Annotated in this window: 20 protein-coding genes and 2 pseudogenes; 13 read left to right on the top strand and 9 right to left on the bottom strand. The window is 69.8% G+C overall.

The genetic code is table 11. From position 1 onward, the window contains the following. Positions 1 to 21: 21 nt before the first annotated feature. Positions 22 to 2,913 (bottom strand): FxSxx-COOH system tetratricopeptide repeat protein, encoded by a 2,892-nt coding sequence (gene fxsT, locus ACFYXF_RS40380; RefSeq protein WP_389357438.1) that lies wholly within the window; start codon positions 2,911 to 2,913, stop codon positions 22 to 24. A 469-nt stretch (positions 2,914 to 3,382) separates the two neighbouring features. Between fxsT and ACFYXF_RS40375 the strand changes: the two genes are divergently transcribed. The 7 genes from ACFYXF_RS40375 to ACFYXF_RS40345 all read left to right on the top strand — a co-directional run bounded on the left by ACFYXF_RS40375 (position 3,383) and on the right by ACFYXF_RS40345 (position 11,643). Then, positions 3,383 to 4,402 carry a substrate-binding domain-containing protein gene (locus ACFYXF_RS40375; protein ID WP_389357139.1) on the top strand — a complete coding sequence of 340 codons (1,020 nt, stop codon included), beginning with the start codon at positions 3,383 to 3,385 and terminating at the stop codon, positions 4,400 to 4,402. Positions 4,403 to 4,649: 247 nt separating this feature from the next. Then, the gene (locus ACFYXF_RS40370; protein WP_389357137.1) at positions 4,650 to 7,091 is read left to right on the top strand and encodes a nitrate- and nitrite sensing domain-containing protein; all 2,442 of its coding nucleotides are present in this window, start codon (positions 4,650 to 4,652) and stop codon (positions 7,089 to 7,091) included. A 14-nt stretch (positions 7,092 to 7,105) separates the two neighbouring features. Then, positions 7,106 to 7,531 carry a roadblock/LC7 domain-containing protein gene (locus tag ACFYXF_RS40365; RefSeq protein ID WP_053746758.1) on the top strand — a complete coding sequence of 142 codons (426 nt, stop codon included), beginning with the start codon at positions 7,106 to 7,108 and terminating at the stop codon, positions 7,529 to 7,531. A 1-nt stretch (position 7,532) separates the two neighbouring features. Next, on the top strand, positions 7,533 to 7,889 hold the full coding sequence (locus ACFYXF_RS40360; protein ID WP_389357134.1) for a DUF742 domain-containing protein: 357 nt from the start codon (positions 7,533 to 7,535) through the stop codon (positions 7,887 to 7,889). Beyond that, positions 7,876 to 8,481 (top strand): ATP/GTP-binding protein, encoded by a 606-nt coding sequence (locus ACFYXF_RS40355; protein WP_389357132.1) that lies wholly within the window; start codon positions 7,876 to 7,878, stop codon positions 8,479 to 8,481. Before ACFYXF_RS40360 ends, ACFYXF_RS40355 begins: the two co-directional genes overlap by 14 nt. A 124-nt stretch (positions 8,482 to 8,605) precedes the next feature. Further along, positions 8,606 to 9,451 carry a dolichyl-phosphate beta-glucosyltransferase gene (locus tag ACFYXF_RS40350; protein WP_389357130.1) on the top strand — a complete coding sequence of 282 codons (846 nt, stop codon included), beginning with the start codon at positions 8,606 to 8,608 and terminating at the stop codon, positions 9,449 to 9,451. Next, positions 9,448 to 11,643, top strand: coding sequence for an ArnT family glycosyltransferase (locus ACFYXF_RS40345; RefSeq protein ID WP_389357128.1), 2,196 nt, complete (start codon positions 9,448 to 9,450; stop codon positions 11,641 to 11,643). Before ACFYXF_RS40350 ends, ACFYXF_RS40345 begins: the two co-directional genes overlap by 4 nt. A 63-nt stretch (positions 11,644 to 11,706) precedes the next feature. Here the strand turns inward: ACFYXF_RS40345 and ACFYXF_RS40340 are convergent. Next, positions 11,707 to 12,027 (bottom strand): annotated as a pseudogene (locus tag ACFYXF_RS40340) (LysR substrate-binding domain-containing protein); the annotation flags it as partial. Positions 12,028 to 12,059: 32 nt separating this feature from the next. On the opposite strand from ACFYXF_RS40340, the pseudogene ACFYXF_RS40335 reads away from it, so the two are divergent. Further along, positions 12,060 to 12,438: pseudogene (locus ACFYXF_RS40335) on the top strand (carbonyl reductase); the annotation flags it as partial. Positions 12,439 to 12,483: 45 nt separating this feature from the next. On the opposite strand, the gene ACFYXF_RS40330 reads toward ACFYXF_RS40335, so the two are convergent. Together ACFYXF_RS40330 and ACFYXF_RS40325 are read right to left on the bottom strand one after the other, a co-directional pair. Then, positions 12,484 to 12,687 (bottom strand): hypothetical protein, encoded by a 204-nt coding sequence (locus tag ACFYXF_RS40330; RefSeq protein WP_389357126.1) that lies wholly within the window; start codon positions 12,685 to 12,687, stop codon positions 12,484 to 12,486. Positions 12,688 to 12,720: 33 nt separating this feature from the next. Beyond that, the gene (locus tag ACFYXF_RS40325) at positions 12,721 to 13,848 is read right to left on the bottom strand and encodes a M20 family metallopeptidase (RefSeq protein WP_389357436.1); all 1,128 of its coding nucleotides are present in this window, start codon (positions 13,846 to 13,848) and stop codon (positions 12,721 to 12,723) included. 264 nt (positions 13,849 to 14,112) lie between these two features. Here ACFYXF_RS40325 and ACFYXF_RS40320 point away from each other — a divergent pair, with 264 nt between their 5' ends. The 5 genes from ACFYXF_RS40320 (at position 14,113) to ACFYXF_RS40300 (ending at position 20,691) form a co-directional block, all read left to right on the top strand. Then, the gene (locus ACFYXF_RS40320; RefSeq protein ID WP_389357124.1) at positions 14,113 to 15,156 is read left to right on the top strand and encodes a LacI family DNA-binding transcriptional regulator; all 1,044 of its coding nucleotides are present in this window, start codon (positions 14,113 to 14,115) and stop codon (positions 15,154 to 15,156) included. A 127-nt stretch (positions 15,157 to 15,283) separates the two neighbouring features. Next, positions 15,284 to 16,672, top strand: coding sequence for an ABC transporter substrate-binding protein (locus tag ACFYXF_RS40315; protein WP_389357122.1), 1,389 nt, complete (start codon positions 15,284 to 15,286; stop codon positions 16,670 to 16,672). Further along, positions 16,672 to 17,553, top strand: coding sequence for a carbohydrate ABC transporter permease (locus tag ACFYXF_RS40310; protein WP_389357120.1), 882 nt, complete (start codon positions 16,672 to 16,674; stop codon positions 17,551 to 17,553). The genes ACFYXF_RS40315 and ACFYXF_RS40310 overlap by 1 nt, the downstream gene beginning before the upstream one ends. After that, positions 17,550 to 18,488 (top strand): carbohydrate ABC transporter permease, encoded by a 939-nt coding sequence (locus ACFYXF_RS40305; protein ID WP_389357118.1) that lies wholly within the window; start codon positions 17,550 to 17,552, stop codon positions 18,486 to 18,488. Before ACFYXF_RS40310 ends, ACFYXF_RS40305 begins: the two co-directional genes overlap by 4 nt. A 58-nt stretch (positions 18,489 to 18,546) precedes the next feature. Continuing rightward, positions 18,547 to 20,691: a beta-galactosidase gene (locus tag ACFYXF_RS40300; RefSeq protein ID WP_389357116.1), complete on the top strand. Its 2,145-nt coding sequence runs from the start codon at positions 18,547 to 18,549 to the stop codon at positions 20,689 to 20,691. A gap of 64 nt (positions 20,692 to 20,755) precedes the next feature. On the opposite strand, the gene ACFYXF_RS40295 is transcribed toward ACFYXF_RS40300, so the two are convergent. The 5 genes from ACFYXF_RS40295 to ACFYXF_RS40275 form a co-directional block, all read right to left on the bottom strand. Then, the gene (locus tag ACFYXF_RS40295) at positions 20,756 to 21,514 is read right to left on the bottom strand and encodes an SDR family NAD(P)-dependent oxidoreductase (RefSeq protein WP_389357114.1); all 759 of its coding nucleotides are present in this window, start codon (positions 21,512 to 21,514) and stop codon (positions 20,756 to 20,758) included. Positions 21,515 to 21,598: 84 nt separating this feature from the next. After that, positions 21,599 to 22,327, bottom strand: a complete 729-nt coding sequence (locus ACFYXF_RS40290) for a TetR/AcrR family transcriptional regulator (RefSeq protein WP_389357112.1) — start codon at positions 22,325 to 22,327, stop codon at positions 21,599 to 21,601. 188 nt (positions 22,328 to 22,515) lie between these two features. Next, on the bottom strand, positions 22,516 to 23,565 hold the full coding sequence (locus ACFYXF_RS40285; RefSeq protein WP_389357110.1) for a cyclase family protein: 1,050 nt from the start codon (positions 23,563 to 23,565) through the stop codon (positions 22,516 to 22,518). 383 nt (positions 23,566 to 23,948) lie between these two features. Further along, positions 23,949 to 24,143: a ferredoxin gene (locus ACFYXF_RS40280; RefSeq protein WP_389354138.1), complete on the bottom strand. Its 195-nt coding sequence runs from the start codon at positions 24,141 to 24,143 to the stop codon at positions 23,949 to 23,951. Positions 24,144 to 24,188: 45 nt separating this feature from the next. After that, positions 24,189 to 25,361, bottom strand: coding sequence for an NAD(P)/FAD-dependent oxidoreductase (locus tag ACFYXF_RS40275; protein WP_389357434.1), 1,173 nt, complete (start codon positions 25,359 to 25,361; stop codon positions 24,189 to 24,191). Between the last annotated feature and the right edge of the window lie 333 nt (positions 25,362 to 25,694).

Genomic DNA, 25,694 nt, shown 5'->3' with positions numbered 1-25,694 from the left:
CACCGACGGCACGGAAACTGCTCACGTCGGCTGAGGTTCGAAGTCCCAGTACGGACGCTCCCGGTGGCGCACTGCCTTGGTGTGCCGAAGGGACGTCAGATCAGCGGAATGAGCCGCCTTGCAGGACCGGGTCATCGGGTGGCCATCGCCCAACACCCTTACGACGCGCCCCAAGATCTCGCCGCTGAGTTCCCCGGCACGCTCCACATCCCCCACAAGACTGCGCGCACCGGCGAGGTTGATGGCGCAGCCAAGGGTCCACGGATGGTCGGAGCCGACCGCCTCGGTCATCCCGTTCAGAGTCGTCTCGGCGATGTGCAGAGCCTCCTCGTACTCACCGCACCTGCGCAGGACCAGACCGAGGTTGGCGGCCGCGCCGATGGTGAACGGGTGGTCCGGCCCGAGCAGGTCGCGATAGCCCTCGGCCACCTCGTCGGCCAGGTCACGGGCCTGTTCCAGGTCGCCGTGCTCCCGCAGGAAGGAGGCGTGGTCCGTCTGGATGTGGAGCGTGTCGGGGTGCCGGGAGCCGCGCTTGCGCAGCGTGCGTTCCACGACACTCCGCAGGTGGGTGCCGGCCTCCTCCAGCTCCCCGGTACGACGGAGGCACAGCGCGAGGTTGTGCTCCGCGAGGAGGGTGTCCGGGTGCCATTCGCCCACAGCGCGCCGCAGCAGCCTGAGATTCCTCTCCTGCCGGGCCCTGGCCTCGGCGTAGCGCCCGAGCAGACGGAGGGTCCAGATGTACCGGAGGTCCGAAACCAGGGTTCTGGGGTGAGAAGGTCCCAGGTTCCGCTGCCGTATCTCCAGAATCTCCCGGTGCCTTCGCGCCGCACTCTCGTACTTTCCCAGCAGCACAAGCGTTATCGCGAGGTTGTGCAGCTCTTTCAGACCTTGCCGATCGGCTCCTTTGCCCTGGGCGGCCTCTTCGAAAAGCTGATGTGCCTCCTCGTAGAGCCCCAGCGCCATCAGCGTTCCGCCCAGGCCGTTCTTCGCGCCGCACAAGTCCCGGTCGTCGAATTCCCTGGACCCGGCCAGCCGGTCCACCACCGCACGGCCGACTGCCTCCGCTTCTCGGAAACGTCCCACACGGCGCAGCATGTTGGCTTTCTGATGCGTGAGTGTGAGCATGGAGGGGTCATCCGGTTCCAGATGAATGCGCCAGCGAGGAACGGCCTGTTCGCACAGTGCGAGTCCGTCATGACCTTCGCCGCGCGCCCGTAAGTATTCAATGCAGTTCAGGACGAGTTCACGCACCATGGGCGTGCCGCCGTTCAGCGCTCCGGAGCCGTCCAACTGGGGTATGAGTTCGGCATATCGCGGCCATTCCCTCGGGTCACCGGGACTTCGCGGATCTGCGCCGGCCAGCACTCCGCACGCGATGCCGGACAACGCCTGCCGTCGGTCCTCCGAAAGAGTACTGGCCAGAAGGCTGTGGTACAGCCGATGCATGGTTGCCGTCTCAACCGGCGGTGCGCCGTCCGACGAACTCTCGTAGGCCGGTTGTACCGCCGTGGATTCGGACAGCCGCCGCATCACGGCATGCCAGCGGACCGGGTCGGCCGCGAGATCGGAGAGTCGCTCGGGCAGGTCGGACGGGTGTGCTGTCCGGATCAGACGCACCGGTATGGCGTCCGGCGAGAAGAACGCGAACAGCCGCAGCAGTTCGGCTGCCTCCGGATGGTTCCTCTCCAGCGTTTGGAGCGCTATCGACCAACTCGTCTGGAACCCCATGGGGTAGTCGTCCGAAATGCGAATGCCGAAGTCGTTCAGCCCGCCCTGGCGGATCAGCGCGACGTACTCCTCGACAGACATGCGGTTGGCTTCCAGCCAGGCCGCCGTCTGCGCCAGCAGGAGCGGCAGATCCCGGACGACCTCCGCCAGTCGGCCGGCCTCGCGCCGGGTGAGACGCGGGGCGCCGCGACTCACGTAGTCGACCGACTCCTCGCGGTCGAAGGGAGGCACATCGACCTCGGAGAAGTCGCCGTCGATGGCCCAGTCCCGGGTCAGGGTGGTGACCAGGACATGACCGCCGCCTTCCGGTACCAATCCTCTGACCTGGGACATGTCGTCCGCGTTGTCGAAAATCACGAGCCAACGTCCGCGCTGCACGCCCGCGCTCAGCGCCTCGTGCACGGCGCGGACATGCTCGCCCAACTCCCCTCCGACCGACAGACCCAGACGTGGTACCAGGTCGGCGAACTGCTCACGCGCCGAGGCTCTGAAACCGGCGTTGACCCACCAGACGACGTCGTAGTCATGGGCATACCGGTGCGCGTACTCGATGGCGGTCTGGCTCTTGCCGACACCCGACATCCCGCGCAGAGCGACCCGCGCGCCGCCGTCACCGCCCGCGTCGAGACGAACCCGGAGTTCGTCGAGTACCCGGTCGCGGCCGGTGAACCAGGGGTTGCGATGCGGAACGTTGATCGTCGACGGCCGATCACCTGGGAATCGCGGGGCATTGCCGCCGCCGATGCCCGTACCGGTCGTGGGCAACCCCAGCCGGACCAGGATCCGTCGCCGGGCCTCCTCGGAATCCAGGCCCCGCAGGTCCACCGGGCGCAGCCACCCGACACCCGGCGGGATCCTGGCCGTAGCCACACTGACCGCGGTGAACCGGCTTTCGTGTGCCGGGACGGCCTCCCGAAGAACCGTGGTCCACTCGTCCTGGTCACGCGACCCCCAGCCGACGTACCGGTCATCCAGAACGAGCAGAATCCGCCCGGATTCGCGTAGCAGCCCCCGCAGCACCTCGGCCGGAGAAGCGCCCACCGGCCGATCCAGGCGGAGTATCACCGTCCGCTGCCCCGACCGCTCCAACTGGTAGGCGATCCAGGCAGCCCACGGCCGATTGGACTGAGCGCAACCGATGACATGGCGGCCCCGGGATCCAGCACCGCCCGACCGATCCGCCACGAGACCGCCCCCGCCCACCGCGCGCCACCCACTCACGCCCACAGCAAGGCATATCCCCCGCGCACCCGTCGAAACGCCCGGAGGGGAAGCCGGGCCGGATACGCCAAGTCGGCGGAAACCCGAGGGCCGAACAGGAACCGGAGGTCCCATTTCCCCTTCCATTCCTCCTCCGCACCGGCAATCCTTCAGACACTACCCAGGACCGACCGAGAGGGATCACACGCGCCGGGCACACCCCGAACCGGCTTGTGGACTCCGGTTCCGACTGGTTGCTCACTTGACTACCAGGCGTCACATCCGATTGGCTCCGCCCCAGCGAAAGTCGGACAGTCAGTGCACGTCGACCGACGATCGCGCAGATTTCGCCGTACCCACTCCCTCTCTCGCCCTTCCTCTCGCCCTTCCACTCCCCCTTGTCCTTCTCCTCTTCCTTCCCCTCCTCGGCCGCGCAGCGAGGTGCCGCACTCCCATGAACACACCCCCCGTCTCCTCCGGTTCCGCACGATCCGCCCGTTTCACGGCCGTTGCCGCCGGTGTGGCCGCCGTATGTCTTCTCGCGGCCGGCTGTTCGGGTTCCGGCTCGGACGGGTCGGACTCCGGCCAGGGCGCCGCCGGTGCCGGCACCGCCCGGATCAAGGTCGCTCTGATCACCCACGGCGCCAAGGGCGATGCCTTCTGGGAGCGGGTGCAGAAGGGCGCGCAGGCCGCCGCCGCCAAGGACAACATCGAGCTGACGTACGCGAGCGACCCCGATGCCGCCGCCCAGGCCGCCCTGGTGCGCGACGCGGTCAAGAACAAGGTCGACGGGATCGCCGTCACCCTCGCCAAGCCGGAGGCGATGAAGAGCGCGGTCGCGCAGGCGGAGTCCGCGGGGATACCCGTGGTCGGTCTCAACTCGGGTATCGACGCCTGGCGTTCCGCGGGGCTGATGTCGTTCTTCGGCCAGGACGAGAGCACCGCCGGGCGCGCCCTCGGCGACAAACTGGACACCCTCAAGGTCAAGCACGCTCTCTGCGTCATCCACGAGCAGGGAAACGTCGCCCTGGAGGCGCGCTGCGCCGGGGTGAAGAAGACGTTCACCGGTGAGACCGAGAACCTGTACGTGAACGGCACCGACATGGACACGGTCACCGCGGTCGTCGCGGCCCGGCTGAACCAGGACCCGAGCATCGACGAAGTCGTCATGATGGGCGCGCAGTTCGCGCTCGCCGCGGTGAAGTCGGTGGACGAGTCGGGCAGCAAGGCGAAGATCGCCACGTTCGACCTCAACAACGACATCGTCAACGCGGTCAAGAGCGGCGATGTGCAGTTCGCCGTGGACCAGCAGCCCTACCTGCAGGGTTATCTCGCCGTCGACTCGCTGTGGCTGTACAAGTCCAACGGCAACTTCAGCGGCGGCGGTTCGGCTCCCGTGCTCACCGGGCCCGCCTTCGTCACCAAACAGAACATCGCCGACGTCGCGAGGTTCGCCGCCGACGGCACCCGCTGAGCCGCCACGTCCCGTATGCCGTTCACCGCCCTCCCGTATCCCCCTCCGCCTCGTTCCCCAACCCTCCCGCGCGGCAACCGTCGTACAACGGCTGCACCAAGCTTTGGGGGCTCACGGTGCGTACGTTCACTTGTACGGATAGCATCCTGCGGACCCGGAAACATGTTCCACAGCCTGTTCCGCTTCCGCCGCCCCTGTCAGTTGTCACCCGTCACTCCCGCTCACCGCTGATCGCTCTAGGACGACGATGCCTCCACGCAAAGGTGCCCGGCGCCGTCTCGGCTCCATACGTCTCTCGCTGATCCTGCTCGCGCTGGTGCCGAGCGTCACCCTCGCCGCGATGTGGGGCGTGACGACGATTCAGATGTTCTCGGAGGGCCTGCGGCTGCGGGACCAGACGGGGCTCAGCAAGGCGACCGGTGCCATGGGCACCGACGCCACGATGGCGTTGCAGAAGGAGCGCACGCTGTCGGCCGAGTGGCTGGCCTCGCCCAGGGGCGACCGCAGCGCCCTGGACGCGCAGCGCGAGGTGACGGACAAGGCGGTCGCGAAGCTGGTCGGCCAGACCAAGGCCATCCAGGAGGCCCCCGACCGTATCAGCGAGCGGATGTACTCGGTGATCGCGGCGGCGGGCAGCCTGGAGTACTACCGGGGTCAGGTCGACCGGCTCACCGACATCTCCGCCCAGCAGGCGCTGGACCAGTACTCGTCGATCATCGGCAACCAGATCCACGCCTTCCAGGAGCTGTCCCAGGTCGACGACGGCGACCTCACCTCCCAGGCCGGCCCGCTCGTCTCGCTGGAGCAGGCCGCCGAACTGGTCGCCCAGGAGGACTCGCAGCTCAACCTGGCCTGGACCTCGGGGAGTCTGGACCAGAAGGAGTGGGAGTCGTACGTCCGACTGGTCAGCGCGCGGCGCTGGGTCGTCGAGGACCAGCTGATCCAGTCCCTGAGCGGCACGGCGAAGACCCGTACCGAGGCGATCCTGGCGGGCTCCGCCTGGAAGACCCTCACCTCCATCGAGGACCAGGTGCTCGCGTCGGGCACGCCCGGCGGCGGCGCCGACCGGAAGATCACCCTGCCGGACAAGCAGAAGCAGTGGTCCGCCGCGATGGACGAACTGAGCGTCCAGTACGGCTCGCTGATCCACGACGAGACCAGGGGGCTGCTCGACCGCAGCTCCGACGAGGCCCGGTCGCTGCTGATCAAGGCCGCCTCGCTGAGCGCCGGCGGACTCGTCGCGCTGCTGCTGTGCATCATCCTCTCGTGGCGCATCACCCGGTCCCTGTCCCGCCGGCTGCGCGGGCTGCGCATGGCCACCCTGGGGCTTGCCGAGGAGCGGCTGCCGGACGTGGTCGCGCGGCTCAACCGGGGCGAGAAGGTCGACGTCGAGTCGGCCACCCCGCCGCTGGACTACGGCCACGACGAACTCGGCCAGGTGGCCCACGCGTTCAACGCCGCGCAGCGCACGGCCGTACACACCGCGGTCGAACTCGCCGACACCCGGCGCGGGTTCCAGAAGGTCATCCTGGGCATCGCCCGGCAGAGCCAGAACCTGGTCAACCTCCAGCTCACCAAGCTGGACGCGCTGGAACGCGCCCACCAGGACCCGGAGATCCTCAAGGGGCTGTACGAACTCGACTCGACGGCCAGCCAGTTGCGCCGGTACGAGGAGAACCTCGTCATCATCAGCGGTGAACGGCCCGGCCGCAGCTGGACCGAGCCGGTCGCGCTGATCGACATCCTGCGCAGCGCCGTCGGTGAGGTCGCCGAGTACCAGCGGGTCGACGTACAGACCGAGGAGGACGTGTATCTCGCGCCGCCCGCGGTGGCCGACGTCATCCATCTGCTGGCGGAGCTGATCGACAACGCGACCGCCTACTCCCCCGCGCCCAGCCCGGTCGGCGTACGGGCCGCGATGGTCGCCCGAGGTCTGGCCATCGAGATCGAGGACCGCGGTCTCGGCATGTCCGAGGAGGACTACGCGTCCTTCAACGAACACCTGGCCGAGGCCCCGCAGTTCGACGTGGTGGCGCTCGCCGACGACCTGCGGCTCGGCATGTTCGTGATCGCGCGGCTCGCCGTCCGGCACGGCATCCAGGTCACGCTGCGGTCCTCGCCGTACGGCGGTACGACGGCGATCGTGCTGATCCCGCACGATGTCGTCGTACGCGAACTCGCCGCGCCGGACACGGACTCCTCGGATACGGAGAAGGCGTCCGCCGAGGCGCCGGGGCCGGTCGTCGCGGAGCGGCCGGCGCACGAGCGCGTCCGGGACCGGGAGACACCGCCCGTCGCGGCCCGCGTCCGGACCGCCGACGCCGGTCCCGCGCCCCGGTCTGCCGCCCTCGTCGGGGCGGGCCGCGGCGGTGAGGGCAAGGCCGAGAAGGGCGCCGCGCGCAAGGGCGGGCTCACCCCGCTGCCGCGCCGGGTGCCGCAGACCAGTCTGGCCGCCGAGCTGCGGGAGGACACCGAGACCGACGGCACGTCAGAGGACGCGCTCGACGAGTTCTCGGCGGAGCGCGCGGCCTCCTCGCTCTCCGGTTTCCAGCGCGGAACGCTCCAGGCCCGTGACGACGACGCCGAAGAGCAGTACGACCATGGGGAGGACGACTCGCCTCAGGAACCCGACGCACCGCTCCCCGACGCAGGCACTCCGGTCACCTCGACTCCGCCCGCAGACCGCTGATGAAGGACAGAGAAATGACACGCCCCACCCCCGCCACGCACACCGAGCTGGACCAGTTGCTCACCGGACTCGTGGACCGGGTAGCCGAGGTGAACCACGCCGTCGTGCTCTCCGAGGACGGACTGGTCGTCAGCAGGTCGACGGCGTTCCTGCGCGACGACGCCGAGCGGCTCGCGGCGACCGCGTCCGGGCTGATGAGCCTCAGCAAGGGCGTCAGCATGGACTTCCGCGGCGGTCCGGTGCGCCAGGCGCTGATCGAGATGCGCAACGGCTACCTGATCCTCACGGCGGCCGGTCCCGGGGCCCATCTGGCCGTCCTCACCAGCCAGGGAGCGGACGTCGGGGTGGTGGCGTACCAGATGAACATGCTGGTGAAGAAGATCGGCGAGCACCTCAGCGCGGCGCCGCGTGCCGGGGTCGCCGGCGCGGCCGGCGAGTGAAGTGACCGGAAGCGACGCGGCCGGCCGGCTCGTACGGCCGTTCACGCTCACCGGCGGGCGGACCCGGCCCAGCCGCGCCGACTTCACGCTGATCACGTCGGTGACGGCGGTGGAGCCGCAGCCTGACGGCGGCGCCCGGCCACAGCCCGAGCACGCTCGGATCCTGCGGCTGTGCGCACGGCCCGTCGTGGTGGCGGAGCTGGCGGCCCATCTGGACCTGCCGGTGAGCGTGGTCGTCATCATGCTGTGCGATCTGCTGGAGGCCGGCCGGATCACCGCCCAGTCCCCGCGCCAGATCTCGCGCACCACGGACATGGACCTGCTCCAGAAAGTGAGGGACGGCCTTGGCCGGCTCTAGCCCGACCGCGAACGGGACCTCGGCGCCCGACACGGTCAAGATCCTCATCGCCGGCGGCTTCGGCGTGGGCAAGACGACGATGGTCGGCTCGGTCAGCGAGATCGTGCCGCTGCGCACCGAGGAGCCGCTCACCGCGGCCGGCCTCGGCATCGACGACCTCGACGGCATCGAGGAGAAGAAGGCCACCACCGTGGCCCTCGACTTCGGCCGCATCACGCTGAGCCAGGAACTGATCCTGTACCTCTTCGGTACGCCGGGACAGCAGCGGTTCTGGTTCATGTGGAACGACCTCGCGATCGGCGCGCTGGGGGCCGTGGTCCTCATCGACGTACGCCGGCCGGAGTCGAGCTTCGCGGCGATCGACTTCTTCGAGCGCCGGGACATCCCGTTCGTCGTCGGGGTGAACGGCTTCCACGGGGAGCATCCGTACGAGCCGGACGAGATCCGGGAGGCGCTGGCGCTGCCGGAGCACACTCCGGTCCTGCTGTGCGACGCGCGGGACCGGGAGTCCTGCCGGGACGTACTGATCGCGCTGATCGACCAGTTGATCGCGTCGGCGGCGCCGGGCGGCGGGAACGCGCACACGGCCTGAAGTCACGTGTCAGCACGTCACGTGTCACCGGGTGCCTATGAGCAACCTGTGAGTCCGCTGATTCTCATTCGTCGCTCAGAGTCGCCTCAGGGTCGCCCCAGATACGGCCCCGATCGTCACTGGCATGAACGAAACGAACGCGAGGGGCGTCCGGCAGCGTTCGGTCGAGATCGTGGTGCCGGTGTACAACGAGGCGCACGTACTCGCCGAGAGCATCGGCCGTCTCCACGCCTACCTCGAAGCCTCCTTCCCGTTCCCGTTCCGCATCACGGTCGCGGACAACGCCAGCACTGACGCCACCTGGCAGGTCGCGACCGACCTGACGCTCCATCTCCCCCACGTCCACGCCGTCCATCTGGACGCCAAGGGCCGGGGCCGCGCGCTGAAGCACGTGTGGAGCGACTCCACGGCCGACGTGGTCGCCTACATGGACGTCGACCTGTCCACGGGCCTCGCGGGTTTCCTCCCGCTGGTGGCCCCCCTTCTCTCCGGCCACAGCGACGTGGCCATCGGCAGCCGGCTGCACCGCCAGGCCGACGTGGTGCGCGGCCCGAAGCGCGAGTTCGTCTCCCGCTCGTACAACGTCCTGTTGAGGCTCGGCCTCGCGGCCCGCTTCTCGGACGCCCAGTGCGGCTTCAAGGCGGTCCGCACGGATGTCTTCCGGGCCTTGGCTCCCCACATCGAGGACAACGCCTGGTTCTTCGACACCGAGTTGCTCGTCCTGGCCCAGCGCAACCGCCTCCGCATCCACGAGGTGCCGGTCGACTGGGTGGACGACCCCGACAGCCGGGTCGACATCGTCCGTACCGCCCTCGACGACCTCAGAGGCATACGCCGGATGCTGCGCGCCGGTGTCACCGGCCGCACCCGGATCGCCGTACCGCGTCGCGTACCCGCGCAGAGCCCCGTGGGCGCACCTCAGCACGTCACCAGCAACACCCCCGTCCCCAGCTTGGAGTACGCGTCATGACGACCCTCGCCCCGCCGCCGACCCGCGACAGCGCACCCGCGCCCCGCCACCGCGCCGAACCCCCGATGTCGGGCGGCGGTCTCGCGGCCCGCGCCAAGCGCCTGTTCACCGGCGCCCCCGAGGACCCGAGCTGGACCCGCCCGACTCTCTGGGGCATCCTCCTCCTCGCGACGGCGCTCTACGCCTGGAACCTCTCCTCCATCACCGGCAACACCTTCTACAACGCGGCCGTGTACAGCGGCACGAAGAGCTGGAAGGCGTTCTTCTTCGGGGCGTTGGACTCCGGCAGCTTCATCACCGTCGACAAACCCCCCTTCGCCCTCTGGGTGATGGGCCTGTCGGCCCGCGTGTTCGGTTACGGGACCTGGCAGTTGATGCTGCCAATGGTCGCGGTCGGCACGGGCTCGGTCGCCCTGCTGTTCCGCATGGTGAAGCGTGACTTCGGCCCGGTGGCGGCGACGATCTCGGCCCTCGCGCTGACTCTCACCCCCATCACGGTGGCGATCACCCGGGACACCAACCCGGACCCGATCCTGGTCTTCCTGATGCTGCTGGGCGCGGCCGCCCTGATGAAGTCGGTGCGCACGGGACGGCTGATGCCGCTGGTGTGGTCGGGTGTGGCGATCGGCTTCGCGTTCAACACCAAGATGATGCAGGCGTACGTCGTCCTGCCGGTCTTCTTCCTGGTCTACCTCTGGGCGGCCAACGCGGGCCTGGGCAGGCGCATCCGCAACCTGGCCGTCGGCACGGTGGCCCTGATCGTCTCCTCCGCCTGGTGGATGGTGGTCGTCGACCTGATCCCGGCCTCCTCCCGCCCCTACATCGGCGGCTCGACCGACAACACGGTCTGGGACCTGGTCATCGGCTACAACGGCTTCGGCCGGATCTTCGGGGCGAGTTCGTCGGTGGGCTCGCAGGGCAACGGCGCGAGCTTCGGCGGCGAGGCCGGTCTCTACCGGATGTTCAACGAGATCATGGGCGGCCAGATCTCGTGGCTGATCCCCTTCGCGCTGATCGCCCTGGTCGCGGGCCTGGTCCTGCGCGGCCGCGCCCCTCGTACGGACGCCAAGCGCGCGGCGCTGATGCTCTGGGGCGGCTGGTTCGTCCTGCACTACCTGACCTTCGCCCTCGCCGAAGGCACCTTCCACCCGTACTACGTCACGGCCATGGCTCCCGATATCGCGGCCCTGGCCGGCGCCGGCGGCGTCATGCTCTACCGCGCCTTCCGTGAGGGCTCGGCGGCCAAGTGGGCGTGGGTTCTTCCGCTGGCGATCGCGGCGAGCGCGGTCTGGGCGGTCGTCCTGCTCCAGCGGGTGTCCGGCTCCGGCACGCTGTACACGGTCGCGGAGATCGTGGTGGCGGTCGCGGGCACCATCGCCGTACTGGGCCTGCTGGTCGGCCGCTTCACCAAGCGGCACCGTCTGATGGGCATCGCGGCACTGGCCGCGGTGGTCGCTCTGCTCGCCGGCCCGGCCGCCTACTCGGTCTCGGCCGCGACCTCCAGCACCAACGGCACCAACCCGACGGCCGGTCCCAGCACGGGCGGCGGAATGGGTGGCGGCATGGGTGGCGGCGGCGGTGCTCCGCAGGGCTCCGGGGGTACGAGCAGCAGCAGCGGTACGAGCAACGGCGGCGGCCAGTCCATGGGGACGCCCCCGTCGGGCAACTCGTCGTCCTCCAGCGGGAGTTCGTCGGAGGCGGCGGCCGAGTCGGGCACGCGTCCGAGCGGTGACGGCGGAGGCACCGGCGGCGGTGGTGGCGGGATGGGCGGCGGCACCCAGGTGTCGTCGGACATGATCACGTACCTCAAGAAGCACCAGGACGGGGCGACTTGGCTGCTGGCGGTGGCCACCGACCAGACGGCGTCCTCGATCATCCTGGAGTCTGGCCAGCCGGTCATCTCCATGGGCGGCTGGTCGGGCAGCGACAACGCGATGACCCTGGCCAAGCTCAAGAGCCTGGTGAAGGCAGGCAAGTTGCACTACATCATCGTCAGCAGCGACGGCGGCCAGGGGACCAACTCCGAGATCGCCACCTGGGTGAAGGAGCACGGCACGGCGGTCAACTCCTCGGAGTACAGCTCCAGTTCGACGAGCAGCTCGTCGACTTCCACCTCGACGTCCACATCCACATCCACGTCCACCTCGACCAGCAGCGGCCTGTACCGCCTGGACGCCTCCGACGTGAGCTGACCCACCTTCCCTTCCCCCCTCCCCACGGGCGGGCCGCCGGAGATCTTCCGGCGGCCCGCCCGCTCACGTCCGCACCGGCGCGTCGGCATCGAACGCCGCCGCCCGAAGCGCCTCCGCGACCCGCGCCACCGCCTCCGTGGGCCGCCCCGGAAGCCGGGCCAGCAGCATCCGCCGCTGCTCCTGCGGGCCGCCCCGCACCGGCAGCACGCATACGCCCCGGGGCGCCGCCGGGGCCAGTGCGGCGGGGATCGTGGTCAGGCCGCAGCCCGCCGCGACGAGCTGGAGCCTGGCCAGCCAGTCGCGTGCCGTGTGCGCGATCTCGGGCCGTTCGTCCAGCCCGGGCCACACCCCGAGCAGCCGGCCCTCGCCGGAGCCCGAACCGGAACCGGAGCCCCCGCCCGAGGCCCATACCGGTCGTCGCGTCCTGGCGTGCCGCCGCGCGCCGGGAAGGCCGAGGAGGCGGGCTGGCCGCGCTGGCTGAACGTGCCGTCGAAGGTGGCCCAGGTCGCCGCCGTACGGGCGGTCGCGGGTGAGCGGCGGGAGCGCGACCTCGCCACCGGGACCCTGGTCGCGGCGGTCTGCCCGGGCATGGTCGACACCCGGGCGTCCCGCCCCTGGTTCAGCGACTACGGCCACGCCCGGACACCGGCGCGGGCGGCCGGGCCCGTACTGGACCTGGTCCTGGCGGAGAGTGTCGATCCCGCCCTGTACGGCGAACTGGTGTGCTTGGGCGGGCCGTTGCCGTGGCACGGCGGCACCCCGCCCACCGAGCGGGACGAGATGCTCACGTCCTGAGACGCCCCGGTGCGCCGGGACCGGGAAGACCGCCCCGGCCTCGCCTCACAGGCAGTAGCGGACCAGCCACTCGTCCTCGTTGTACGCGCCCTTCGCCGGGTCCGGCACCGACGCCGGCTGCGCCGCCACCATGTCCTCCAGGCGAATCCGGTCCGGCAGCTGCCCGAACCGGGCCTGCCGTACCGCCTCGGCGGTCTCCGGGGCCTGCGCTTCGGCCGTCGTCACTGTGGTCTTCGCTTCGTGCGTCATCGCAGTCCCCGTTCAGAAGAGCCGACTGCTCCCTCAACGTACGTGCGGGGCGAACTGTTCCGCGTGGGCCGTCAGCAGCCCCGCGAGCAGCGCCGTACGCGCGGGCACGTGCCCCAGCAGCACATGCTCGTCCCGCGCGTGCGCACCCCCGCCCACCGGGCCGAGACCGTCGAGGACCGGGCGTCCCAGCGCGGAGACGAAGTTGCCGTCGCTCGCCCCGCCCACGCCCGTCTCGCGGATAGTCCAGCCGAGCCCGGACGCCACCGACTGCGCCTGTTTGAACAGGAGTTGAGAGGCGGGCGTCGGCACCATCGCCGGGCGGTTCCAGCCGCCGGTGACGGTCACCCGTACCCGGGGGTCGGAGGCCGTGAGGGCGGCCAGTTCGGTGTCGACGCGGGCCGCCTCGGCGGGGTCGGCGATACGTACGTCGACACCGCAGCGGGCGTGTCCGGCGATGACGTTGCGTCCCGTACCGCCGCTGATCACACCGACGTTGACCGTCGTGCCGTGCTCGCGTGAGCCCAACTCCGCGATGCGCGTGACGAGTTCGGCGAGGGCGTGCACGGCGCTCGCGCCGCCGTACGGGTCCAGGCCCGCGTGGGCCTCCACGCCCTCCACGGCCACCTCGAAGAGGCCGACGCCCTTGCGGGCCGTCTTCAGGTCGCCGTCCTGCCCCGCCGCCGGTTCGCACACCAGCGTGGCCGCGACCCGCTCGCTGAGCCGCTCGATGTACGGCCGGGAGAAGGGGCTGCCGATCTCCTCGTCGCCGTTGAGGAGCAGCCGTACCGTCGGGAGCGGCAGGTTCCGTTCGCGCAGCAGGCGCAGCGCCCAGATCGCCTGGACCAGGCCGCACTTCATGTCGAAGGCGCCCGGCGCGCTCACCCGGCCGTCGTCCGTCACGGTGAACGGCCACTCGGCGAGGGTGCCGGCCGGCCACACGGTGTCGTAGTGGGCGAGCAGCAGCACGGTCGTCTCCGAGGTGCCCCGGTACAGGAGTTCCAGGACGTCTCCGTGCTCGCCCCCGTCGTGGCGGACGGCCTCGTCCGGCGGGCCGAGGCGCCGGTGCGCCCAGTCCTCGATCGCGGCGAGACCGGCGGACAGCAGCGCCTTGTCGTCGCTGGGGGTCTCGTACTCGACCAGTGTCCGCAGGTCGTCGGTCATCTCGGGCAGGGCGGTACGGGCCAGGGACTCGATGTCGGGCAGCGGCACGGGCGGCTCTCCTCACTACGACGCGGGAAACCCGGTAGCTACCCAGGAAGCGGGCGAATCATGGACGCCGGGCGACACCGGGAGCGGCGGAACGGCCACCGCCCGGACCCCGAAAGTTACGCCGGGATTGCGCGAACCCTTGACGTGCCCCGTCCGACTGCGTACATATGACTGCGCAGTCATGACAGCGCAGTCAGAAATCCGTGAGGAGTCGCCGTGACACGACAGACAGGACGGGGTGCCGCCTCGTCGACGCCCCGCAGCGTCGACGTGGCACGCCTCGCGGGGGTCTCCCAGAAGACCGTGTCCCGGGTTCTCAACGGTGAGCGGTACGTCTCCGAGGACGTCCGGCGCCGTGTTCTCCAGGCCGCCGAGGACCTCGGCTACCGGATGAACAACGCCGCCCGGGCGCTCGCCTCCGGACGGACGCGATCCATCGGCGTGGTGACGCTGGGTACCGCCCTGTACGGGCCTGCGTCACTGCTGATGGGCATCGAGCGCGCCGTCCGGGACACCGGGTACGCGCTGCGGGTCGTCAACACGATGGAGGGCGACCCGGCGGGCGTCGCCGGTGCCGTCGGCTCACTCCTCGAACAGGGGGTGGACGGCATCGTCGTCTCCGAGCCGATCGACGAGGGCGCCGGCGTGGCGGAGCTGACCGTCGACGTACCGGTCCTGGTCATCGGTGCGCCGTCACCCTTCGCCTCCTCCCACCCGGTGACCTCGGGCGGCGGGGCGGACCTGCTCACCCGGGCCGCCACCCAACACCTCCTGGATCTCGGCCATGTGACGGTCCATCACCTCTCCGGTCCGCCACGCTGGTTCGCGGCCAGGGACCGGCTCACCGCCTGGCGGGCCGCCCTCGCCGCCCATGGCGCGCCCGAGCCGCCCGTCGTCGTGGGCGACTGGTCGGCCGCCTCCGGATACGCGGCGGGCCGTGAACTCGCCGCGGATCCCTCGGTGACCGCCGTGTTCGCCGCCAACGACGACATGGCCATCGGGCTGATCCGGGCACTGACGGAGGCCGGCCGGCGCGTGCCGGACGACGTCAGCGTGGTCGGGTTCGACGACATCCCGGTCGCCGCGTACATCACCCCGCCGCTCACCACCGTGCGGCAGCCGTTCGACGCTGTGGCGCAAGAGGGCCTCAAGCGGCTCCTGCACGCCATCGAGAACCCGGACGCGGACCCCCTGCCGCCGAGCGACCCACCGGTCGACCTCGTCGTACGGTCCTCCACCGCGCCCCCGCCCCACCGGTAGCCACACCCGCAGTCCCAGTCCCACCTGTAGTCCCACCCTCAGCCCCACCCACAAGAGGCCGGCCTGCCCCACCTGTCGCCTCCCCCTGCCCTCCCATCACTCCCTTTCGTCCTGGCCGGAGTCCACCATGCCCAGAATCCCCGTCTCCTCCTCTGCCCTCAGCCGCCGTCTCCTGCTCACCGCGGCCGGTGCCGCCTCGCTCGGCGCGGCCCTGTCCGCCTGTGGCGGTGGCGGGTCCGACGGCGGCTCGACCTCGTCGAAGCCGGTCAGCCAGGCAGACATCGACAAGGCGATGAAGACCCCGACCGAGCTGACGTTCTGGACGTGGGTCCCGGAGATCGCCGCCGAGATCGCGCTCTTCGAGAAGAAGTACCCGGCGATCAAGGTCAAGGCGGTCAACGCCGGTCAGGGCACCCCGGAGTACACCAAGCTGCGCACCGCCCTCAAGGCGGGCAGCGGCGCCCCCGACCTGGTGCAGATCGAGTTCCAGGCCATCCCGACCTTCACGATCACCGACAGCCTGCTGGACCTGCGGCCGTACGGCGCCTCCGCCCTCAAGTCGCAGTTCGTGGACTGGACCTGGAGCCAGGTCAGCGGCAGCGACGGCGAGGTGTGGGCGATCCCGCAGGACACCGGCCCGATGGGCATGCTGTACCGGCAGGACATCTTCGACAAGCACGGCATCGAAGTGCCCAAGACCTGGGACGAGTTCGCCGAGGCCGCGCGCAAGCTGCACAAGGCCGACCCGGACGTGTACCTCACCAACCTCGCCGCGAACCAAGTGGCCGCCTGGCACGGCCTGTTGTGGCAGGCGGGCGCCAAGCCGTACGTCACCTCCGGCAAGAGCGACATAGCCATCAGCGTCGACGACGCGGTCTCCAAGAAGCTCGGCGCGTTCTGGGGCGCGCTCGCCCAGGAGGGCGTCATCGGGGTGGAGCCGGACTTCACGGACTCCTGGTACGCCGCGCTCAACAAGGGCAAGTACGCCACCTGGATCGTCGGCGCCTGGGGCCCGGCCTTCCTCTCCGGTTCGGCCAAGGACACCGCAGGCAAGTGGCGGGCGGCCCCGCTGCCGCAGTGGGACGCCGCCAAGCCGAGCGCCGGGAACTGGGGCGGCTCGACGACCGCCGTGATCCGCTCCACCAAGAACCCCATCGCCGCGGCCGAGTTCGCCAAGTTCCTCAACAGCGACCCCGAGAGCGCGAAGCTGTTCGCGACGAAGCAGTTCTTCTTCCCCGCCACCAAGGCGCTGCTCGCGGACGCGAGTTTCAGCGGCGCCACCCCCGCCTTCTACGGCGGCCAGAAGGTCAACGAGGTCTTCGCCGGCATCAGTGCCCAGGTCGACCCCTCCTTCCAGTGGCCGCCCTTCCTCGACCAGGTGGCCACCGACTGGACGGAGACCGTCGGCCTGTCTCTGGCCCGGAAGACCGACACGGTCGCCGCGCTGGCGGGCTGGCAGTCGCGGCTCACCACGTTCGCCAAGAAGCAGGGCTTCACGGTGAAGGCGGCCCCCTGATGCCGAAGCTCCTCGCACGACCACGATCGGCGGGCCCGCTGTTCATCGCCCCCTTCATGGTCCTGTTCCTCCTCCTCTTCCTCGCCCCGCTGGGCTACGCGGCCTATCTGAGCCTGTTCCAGGAGAAGTTGGTCGGCGGCACGTCGTTCGTCGGCCTGGACAACTACCTCACCGCGGTCAAGGACCCGCAGCTCCGCGAGGGCGTCGTCCGGGTGGCGACCTTCTTCGTGATCCAGGTCCCGGTGATGCTGCTGCTCGCCCTGCTCTTCGCCCTCGCGCTGGACAGCGGCCTGCTGCGGCTCGCCAAGGTGATCCGGCTGGGCATCTTCGTGCCGTACGCCGTGCCGAGCGTGGTCGCCACCCTGATGTGGGGCTACCTCTACGGCCCCGACTTCGGCCCGTTCGCCCAGCTCAGCGACAAACTGAGCCTGCCCGCCCCGCACTTCCTCACCGACAGCTGGATGCTCGGCAGCCTCGCGAACATCGTCACCTGGGAGTTCGTCGGCTACAACATGATCATCCTGTACGCGGCCCTGCGGACCATCCCGACGGACCTGTACGAGGCCGCGGCACTGGACGGAGCAGGCGCCTGGCGGATCGCCTGGTCCATCAAACTCCCGGCGCTGCGGCCCGCGTTGACGCTCACCCTGCTCTTCTCGGTGATCGGCAGCTTCCAGCTCTTCAACGAGCCCAACCTGCTGATGAAGATCGTCCCGGACGTCATCGACAGCTCGTACACCGCCAACCTCTACGCCTACACGCTCGCCTTCACCAGCCAGCAGATCAACTACGCGGCGGCGGTCTCCTTCCTCCTCGGCCTGGTCATCGTGATCATCTCGTACGCCTTCCTGCTCACCGCCAACCGCAGGAGGCCCGCGTGACCACCACAACTCCCCCCGCGAGCAGCGTGGTTCGGACGACCGACCAGGCTCCCGAAGCCACCGAGAAGCGCCGCCGACGCCCGTCCCGCCGCCGCAGCACGCCCCTCACCATCGCCATGCTGGCGGTGCTCGCCTACTTCCTCCTCCCCCTCCTCTGGCTGCTGATCGCGTCGACGAAGAGCACCCAGGACCTGATCAACAGCTTCGGCCTGTGGTTCTCCGACGCCCCGCAACTGCTGACGAACATCCGCGACACCTTCACCCAGGACGACGGCGTCTTCCTGCACTGGCTGCTCAACACCCTGCTGTACGCCGGTGTCAGCGCCGTCGGTGCCGCGCTGCTGGCAGCAGCGGCGGGGTACGGGTTCGCCAAGTTCCGGTTCCGTGGGAACGGCGCCGCCTTCAACCTCGTACTCGGCGCGGTCATGGTGCCGGCGACCGCGCTGGCCATTCCGACCTATCTGCTGTTCGCGAAGGTCGGCCTGGTGAACACGCCGTGGGCGATCATCCTGCCCTCACTGGTGAGCCCCTTCGGGCTGTATCTCATGCGGGTGTACGCCCAGGACGCCGTGCCCGACAGCATCCTCGAAGCCGCCCGCATGGACGGGGCCGGGGAGTTCCGGATCTTCTCCCAGATCGTACTGCGGCTCCTCGCACCCGGCCTGGTGACCGTGCTGCTGTTCACCCTGGTGGCGACCTGGAACAACTACTTCCTGCCGCTGATCATGCTCAACGACTCGAGTCTGTACCCGATCACGCTCGGGCTCTCCTCCTGGGCCGCCCAGGCGCAGAACGGCGGGGCGGGCGCCAGCAGCGACATGCTCGCGCTCGTCGTGACCGGGTCGATGATCTCGGTGGTCCCGCTCGTCGTGGCCTTCCTCATGCTCCAGCGGTACTGGCAGAGCGGCCTGGCGACGGGCGGAGTGAAGCAGTAACTCCCCACCCGGCCAAACAAGTTACCCAACTCCCCTTTCTCCCCTGGAGGTTGACTTCATGGCGGTTCTGCCCGCCCGCGTCCTCTTCGGCGCCGCGTACTACCACGAGTACCAGCCCACGCATGGCCCCGAGTACCGTCCCGGCGAACAGCTCAAGGCCGACCTCGATCTGATGGCCGACGCCCGGTTCACCGTGATCCGGGTCGGCGAGTCGGTCTGGTCGACCTGGGAGCCGGAGAACGGGCACTTCGACCTCGACTGGCTGGAGCCGGTGCTCGACGGCGCCCATGAGCGCGGTATCTCCGTGGTCCTCGGGACTCCGACGTACGCCGTGCCGCCGTGGCTGGCCCGCCAGTACCCGGAGATCACCGGCGAGCGGGCCACCGGGCAGCGGATCGGCTGGGGTGCCCGGCAGGAGGTCGACTTCACGCACCCCGCGTTCCGGTTCCACGCCGAGCGGGTGATCCGGAAGATCGCCGCCCGGTACGCCGGTCACCCGGCGGTCATCGGCTTCCAGGTCGACAACGAACCCGGGAACGAACTCCTGCACAACCGGGGCGTGTTCGAGCGCTTCGTCGACCATCTCCGGGCGAAGTACGGGGACATCGAGACCCTGAACCGCGAATGGGGGCTCGTCTACTGGTCGCACCGCCTGTCCACCTGGGCCGACCTGTGGACGCCCGACGGCAACGTCCAGCCCCAGTACGACGTCGCCTGGCGGGAGTTCCAGGCCCGCCAGGTCACCGAGTTCATCGGCTGGCAGGCCGACATCGTCCGGGAGTACGCGAACCCCGACCAGTTCGTCACCACCTGCATCTCGTACACCCGCCCGGCCGTCCAGGACGACGAGCTGACCGACCGGCTCGACATCGCGTCGGGCAACCCGTACTACGACATGCAGGACGCTCTCGCGCTCCCCGACCGGACACCGGACACGCACGCGCAGCGCTGGCGTACGACAGGCGTCTGGTCCCTCTACCAGACCGCCGACTGGATGTTCTCCTCCAAGCAGGCGCCGTTCCTGGTCACCGAGACCAACGCCTCGTCGATCGGTGAGCCCTGGCACAACCGCCCGGCCTACGACGGCCAGTGGCGCCAGGCCGCCTGGGCGCTGGTCGGGCGCGGGGCCAGGATGATCGAGTACTGGCACTGGCACACCCTGCACTTCGGTGCCGAGACGTACTGGGGCGGTGTCCTCCCGCACAGCGGCAGGCCCGGCCGTACGTACGCCGAACTGGCCCGGCTGGGAGCCGAGTTGGACGCGGCCGGCCCACTGGTCGCCGGTCTCGAACCGGACGCCGACATCACGCTGGTCTACTCGACGCCCAGCAAGTGGCTGATGCAGAAGTACCCGCCGCTCGCGACGGGCGACGGCGGCCCGGACGACACCGCGTACCACCGGATCTTCGACCCCTTCTACCGAGGCGCCTTCGACGCCGACCGCCAGGTCAGGATCGTCCACGCCCGCCAACTCCACGACCCGAGCGGCGAACGGGAGGGCCTGACCCCCGAGGAGGCAGTGGTCCGGCACCCGGTCCTGGTCGTCCCGGCGCTGTACGTCGTCGACGACACGACCCTCGACTGGCTCGCCGCGTACGCCCACGCGGGCGGCCATCTGGTCCTCGGCCCGCGCACGGCGTACGCCGACCACGAGGCACGGGCCCGCCACGAACCCGCCCCCGGGCGCCTGGTGGAGGCGGCGGGCGTCACCTACGACGAGTTCAGCAACCTGCCCGACGGGATCCCGGTGCGTGCCGTGCCCGGCGGCCCGCTCCAACTCCCGGACGGGGCAACGGCGTCGCACTGGGCCGACGGTCTCACCGTGACCGACGCCGAGCCGCTGGTGACGTACGACCACCCGCACTTCGGCCGCTGGCCGGCGGTCACCACGCGCCGGCACGGCTCGGGGCAGGTGACGTACGTCGGCACGGTCCCGGGCCGCGATCTCGCCCGGGAGCTGGCCACTTGGCTGACCCCGGCCGCCCGCAGCGCCTGGGCGGACCTCCCGGTCGCGGTCACGGCGACCACCGGTACGGCCGAGGACGGGCGGCGCGTGCACATCGTCCACAACTGGAGCTGGGAGCCGGTGCGCGTAACGGCACCGGCCGACCTGACGGACGTACTGAACGGCGACGGTCCGGTCGCGGCGGGCAGCCAACTGGAGCTCGGCCCCTGGGACGTACGGGTGTTCAGCACCAACTGATCATCGGGCAGGGCCTGTTGACGTCACGCGACGCCAACGGGCCCACTCGGTCGGCAACAGCCGGTCACAGCAGCGAGTAGCCGCCGTCGACCGTGATCGTCGTACCGGTCACATAGGCCGAGGACTCGGAGGCCAGGAAGAGATAGATGCCGGGGAGGTCGTCGGGCGTACCCCAGCGGCCCAGTGCCGTGTGGTCGACGATGCCGCTGTCCCGCTCCGCACTGCGCCGCCAGTGCGCGCCGAGCCCGGTGTCGAACCAGCCGAGGGCCACCGTGTTGACGGTGATCCCGCGCGGCCCCAACTCCTGTGCCAGCGACCCCACCAGGGACTGAACGCCGCTCTTGGAGGCCGAGTACGCGGCGAGGCCGCCCTTGGGCCGGTCGCCAAGGACGGAACCGGTGACGATGATCCGCCCTCCGGCGCCCATCACGGCCGCGCCCGCCCGCGCCCCGAGGAACGTCCCGGTCAGGTTGACGTCGATGACCTCGCGCCAGGCGTCGGCGCTGGTGTCGGTCACCGCCGCGACCCCGGGCGAGACCCCGGCGTTGCAGATCCAGGCGTCCACACCGCCGTACCGCTCGACCATGCCCTCGGCGACGGACTCGTTGAAGGCCTCCTCGCGCACATCCCCGGCGCAGATGAGGGGGTCGCCCTGGAGCGTCCCGGCGACCTCCTTGAGCGCGTCCTCGGAACGCGCCACGAGCCCCAGCCGCGCCCCTGCCGCGTCGAAGGCCTGCGCGAGAACACGGCCCAGGCCCCGTCCGGCCCCGGTGATCACGACACGTCGCCCGGCGGCCTCGGCGTTCCCGGCGGATATCGGCATTCCGTCCTCCAATAAAGTGTCGACCGGTCGGTACATTCTTGAGCGTAACGTACGCCCAGGAGGAGAGGAACAGAACAGCGCGGGCTACGCCTTGGTCTTGACGGGCTTGGCCCTGACCTCGGGCTTGATGCCCCGCAGCCCCTGGAGGACGGCCCGGCCCTCCGCCAACTCGCCCTCGGCGCCCGCCCGGTCGGCGGGTTCGGTGAGGATGCCGTTGAAGAAGATGTCGCAGTAGAAGGCGGAGAGTTCCTCGACCTGCATGTCCCGACGGCCGGCCAGCCACTGGTACGTGTAGTTGTGCAGGTTCAGGAAGGCGAGCGTCGCCAGCTCCAAGTCCTCCTGCGGGCGCCCCTGGAGCAGTCCCCGGCTGTTTCCGTCGGCGAGTACGCCACGGATGCACGACTCGAAGCGGTGCCGTTTGTCGCGGAACAACTCGCGGTACTCGCCCTGAAGTTGGCGATACTCGTGCAGGAACACCCAGACGTGTTCCTGCCTGTTGACGATCTGCCAGAGCAGGGATTCCGACAGCAGTCGCAGCCGGGTCTGGAAGCTCAGGTCGAGTTCGACGATCGCGGTGGCTTCCTTCAGCAGCGGATCCATGACGCGGTCGTGGATCTCGGCGAGGAGCGCTTCCTTCGAGCCGATGTAGTAGTACAGGGCGCCCCGGGCCAGTCCGGCCGCCTCGCCGATGTCCGCGACGCCCGTGCCGGTGTACCCGTTCTTCGAGAACAGCTCGACGGCGATGTCCACCACGTTCTCGCGCATGCGGTAGTAGCGCTCGGTCTTGCCGCGCTCCCTCCGAGTGGGGGGCATTTCACCAGTCCTTCGAAGCCCGGTACGCCGTCACGGGGTGCCGGAACCGGCGTCCCGGAAGTGTCTGTGGCACCGCGTGACGATACACGATCGGTATGCGCCCCCATGTGGGGAGGGACGCGGAGAAACGGCAGTTCGGTGCGGGTCAGGGGCAGGATCCCGACCCGCACCGAACGACTCCGGGGTCCTCAGACCGTGGCGACGGGCGTCAGGGGGCTGCCCTGTGTGCCCGGGAGGTTGAGTGGGGGTGCGGTGAGGAGGAAGCGGCTGCGGTTGTGCTCGCGCAGCCAGGCGGCGAGTTTGTCGAGGTACCACAGCTCACCGAGCGGAACGCCGAGCTTGAACAGGCAGAGGTGGTGGATCGGCAGGAGGGAGTGCGGGCCAGTCTCGTTGCCGACGCCGACGCCCTCGACCGCGTAGTTGTCCGCGACCAGGCCGGCGAGCTGCGAGTCGGTGATCCACTGGAGGATCTCGGGGTCGTGGGCGTCGAGGTAGGCGGCGGTCTGGTGGATGGCGACCGGGTCGGGGTTCTTGTTCCAGGCGAGGATCTGGGTGGCGAAGCCGGTGTGGAGCAGGACGATGTCGCCGGGTTCGACGGTGACGTTGTCGGCGTCCATGATCTCGCGCAGCTGCCGGTAGTTGACGGCCTGGTAGCCGGTACCCAGGTGATGGGCGATGTCGATGAGGACACCGCGCCCCTGGACGCCGTGCTCGGCCATGTGTTCCAGGCCGAGGTGGCGGGCGAAGCCGAGGCTGCCGCTGCCGTCGCCCTTGGCGTCCTCCTGCGGTCCGACGAGGTCGGTGCCGGCGCGGTAGCCGTTGTAGTAGACGGCTTCGGCGACGCCGTCGGAGTCGGCGTCGAACTCGGCTCCCTGGTGGGCGAGGGCGTCCCACTGGGTGGAGTACTGGAGCCAGAGGGTGACGACGTCGTCGGACCAGACGTCGATGAGGTCGGGGGAGAAGTGCTCGCTGGCCTTGATGTTGTAGAAGACGTCCTGGTTGTGCTGGAGGTCCTCGGTGGGGCGCAGGATCGGCGGGTAGCGGCGCTGGTTCATGGCCGAGCCGCCCGGGTAGTCCAGCGGCAGGCTGAGGCTGAAGGCGATGCCGTGCTCGACCTCGCGCACACCCTGGAGGACCTTCTCCTTCGTGACCAGGTTGATCCGGCCCAGCTCGTCGTCCTCGCCCCAGTCGCCCCAGGTCGAGCCCGGCGGACGCTGCTTCCAACGCTTCGTCGTCATGGTCATCCCTCTTCCTGGCGCCAGTCCTCGTCGACGGCCTGCCACCTGCATGTTATGTATCGTGTACCGATCGGTCAATGAAATGACTGGGCAGGCCCAGGCGCCGGTCTTGGAGAAGGTGAACGTCGTGCAGTCCTTCTCGACGACGTCCGCGATCAGCTCCTGGAGCTTCCGGCGCCCGGTCGGGTCGAGGAGCTGCCGGATCGGCTTGCCGGGGATGTTGGCGCCGTGGCAGCGGCAGCGACAGCGCGGGGCTGGCCATCCCAGATCCGGGCGCGCGACACGGGTCCCTTGTCGTGGAGTGCGAGCAGCCCGGCGGGCGGGGCGAACGGACACTTGCCGTCCCTGGGGGCGGACGGGGGGGGAAGCGCGGCGGGCGCCGCTCATTCCTCGATGCGGATGGCCAGCGCGGGGCAGACCGCGGCGGCGTTGCGTACGTCTTCGGCCAGCTCGGCGGGCGGGTTCTCGTCCAGAAGGACGACGATGCCGTCCTCGTCACGCTGGTCGAACACGTCCATCGCGGCGTTCACGCACTGCCCGGCGGCAACGCACTTCTCCTCGTCGACGACAACCTTCATGGCAACTCTCCTGAACCTTCAGTAGGTGATTCGGTGGATGGTCGTTCAGTGACTGGGCGCCGGGGCCGCTTCGAGCCCGTCGACGACCTCCTGGCGGGCCAGCCGAGTCTGCTTGGGCATGTTCCAGCCGAGGACCCCGGTCACCCGGCCCCCGACCCGATACCGGGCGACAAACCGCCGCGCCGCCAACTCCCCCTCCACCACGTCCACCTCGGCATCGGCCGGCAGAAAGCCGTGGACCTGGAGCTTCGCGTCGAACTGATCCGTCCAGAAATACGGCACCGGCACATACGGCCGGTCCTCGCCGAGGATCGCCCCCGCGACCGCCATCCCCTGCTCCGTGGCATTCGTCCGGTTCTCCAGCCGCAACAACCGGCCCAGACCCTCGTGATACCAGCGGGACACATCACCGACCGCGTACACACCCTCGGCCGCACGGCAGTACGCATCACACACCACACCGTTGTCCAACGTCAGCCCGCTGTCCGCCAGCCACCCGGTCGCCGGGATCCCCCCGATCGCCACCACGACCACATCCGCCGACAGCACCTCACCCGACGCCAGCCGCACCCCCGACACCCGGCCACCCTCACCGGCCAGCCCGACCACACCCTCACCCAACCGCAACGTGACCCCGCGCTCGGCATGCAGCCCCGCCAGCACCCCCGACACCACCGGACCCACCTGCAACGCCATCGGCCCCGCCAACGGACCCGCCAACGTCACCTCAAGACCCAGCACCCGCGCCGTCGCCGCGATCTCCGACCCCAGCACACCCTCACCGACCACCACCAACCGCCGGCCCGCCACCAGATCCCCCCGCAACACCAACGCGTCATCGAGGGACCGCAGCACATGCACACCGGCCAGATCGTCCTGACCCGCAAGCTTCCGCGCCCGCACACCCGTCGCGATCACGACCGCGTCCGCACCCACCTGCCGCCCGGACTCCGTACGGACCGTCCGCGCCACCGGATCAAGACCGACCGCCGGGTCCCCGTACAAGAACTCGGCATCCAGCGACGCCAGCTGCTCCTGACTGCGCAACTCGGCCCGCTCCGGCTCCCAGGCACCCGACAACACCTGCTTGGACAACGGCGGACGATCGTACGGAACATGCGGCTCATCACCCAGCACCGTGACCCCACCCGCAAAACCCTTGCGCCGCAACGCCTCCACCGTGGACAACCCGGACGCGGAAGCACCGACCACAAGCACCCGACCGGGCGGCTGATCGACCTCCCGAGCAGACCCCTGACCAGCCACCTGACCAGCGGTTTTCTCCGGGGCGTCGCCCTCGTTCCTCATGCACGACTCCTGATTGCAGCTCCGTTGCGAACCCCCGCACGAAAGTTAGACCAATCGGTCGGTACAAAGCAACGGTCAAGAGTGAGGAGATGCGGAGGGGCGTGGGAGCAGATGGTGTAGCGGGCTACACCATGCATTCGGGAGAGCGGTCCCTCGTGGCGGCGAGCGGGCGACGGGATCGTAGTCCGCAGAGAACACAAGGGGTCCACGGATCGCACCGGACCCTCATCTGCTCCCTCCCGT

Source organism: Streptomyces sp. NPDC002680 (assembly GCF_042889145.1).
GTDB lineage: Bacteria > Actinomycetota > Actinomycetes > Streptomycetales > Streptomycetaceae > Streptomyces > Streptomyces adonidis.
This window is presented reverse-complemented; position numbering and strand designations above follow the sequence as displayed.

What these genes read in the sequence shown, in the direction of transcription:
- ACFYXF_RS40365 (WP_053746758.1), top strand. Translation starts at nt 7,106, where the DNA reads ATGACACGCCCCACCCCCGCCACGCACACCGAGCTGGACCAGTTGCTC.
- ACFYXF_RS40325 (WP_389357436.1), bottom strand. Translation starts at nt 13,848, where the DNA reads ATGACCGACGACCTGCGGACACTGGTCGAGTACGAGACCCCCAGCGAC.
- ACFYXF_RS40345 (WP_389357128.1), top strand. Translation starts at nt 9,448, where the DNA reads ATGACGACCCTCGCCCCGCCGCCGACCCGCGACAGCGCACCCGCGCCC.
- ACFYXF_RS40280 (WP_389354138.1), bottom strand. Translation starts at nt 24,143, where the DNA reads ATGAAGGTTGTCGTCGACGAGGAGAAGTGCGTTGCCGCCGGGCAGTGC.
- ACFYXF_RS40295 (WP_389357114.1), bottom strand. Translation starts at nt 21,514, where the DNA reads ATGCCGATATCCGCCGGGAACGCCGAGGCCGCCGGGCGACGTGTCGTG.
- ACFYXF_RS40370 (WP_389357137.1), top strand. Translation starts at nt 4,650, where the DNA reads ATGCCTCCACGCAAAGGTGCCCGGCGCCGTCTCGGCTCCATACGTCTC.
- ACFYXF_RS40350 (WP_389357130.1), top strand. Translation starts at nt 8,606, where the DNA reads ATGAACGAAACGAACGCGAGGGGCGTCCGGCAGCGTTCGGTCGAGATC.
- ACFYXF_RS40300 (WP_389357116.1), top strand. Translation starts at nt 18,547, where the DNA reads ATGGCGGTTCTGCCCGCCCGCGTCCTCTTCGGCGCCGCGTACTACCAC.
- ACFYXF_RS40375 (WP_389357139.1), top strand. Translation starts at nt 3,383, where the DNA reads ATGAACACACCCCCCGTCTCCTCCGGTTCCGCACGATCCGCCCGTTTC.
- ACFYXF_RS40285 (WP_389357110.1), bottom strand. Translation starts at nt 23,565, where the DNA reads ATGACGACGAAGCGTTGGAAGCAGCGTCCGCCGGGCTCGACCTGGGGC.
- ACFYXF_RS40290 (WP_389357112.1), bottom strand. Translation starts at nt 22,327, where the DNA reads ATGCCCCCCACTCGGAGGGAGCGCGGCAAGACCGAGCGCTACTACCGC.
- ACFYXF_RS40310 (WP_389357120.1), top strand. Translation starts at nt 16,672, where the DNA reads ATGCCGAAGCTCCTCGCACGACCACGATCGGCGGGCCCGCTGTTCATC.
- ACFYXF_RS40315 (WP_389357122.1), top strand. Translation starts at nt 15,284, where the DNA reads ATGCCCAGAATCCCCGTCTCCTCCTCTGCCCTCAGCCGCCGTCTCCTG.
- ACFYXF_RS40330 (WP_389357126.1), bottom strand. Translation starts at nt 12,687, where the DNA reads ATGACGCACGAAGCGAAGACCACAGTGACGACGGCCGAAGCGCAGGCC.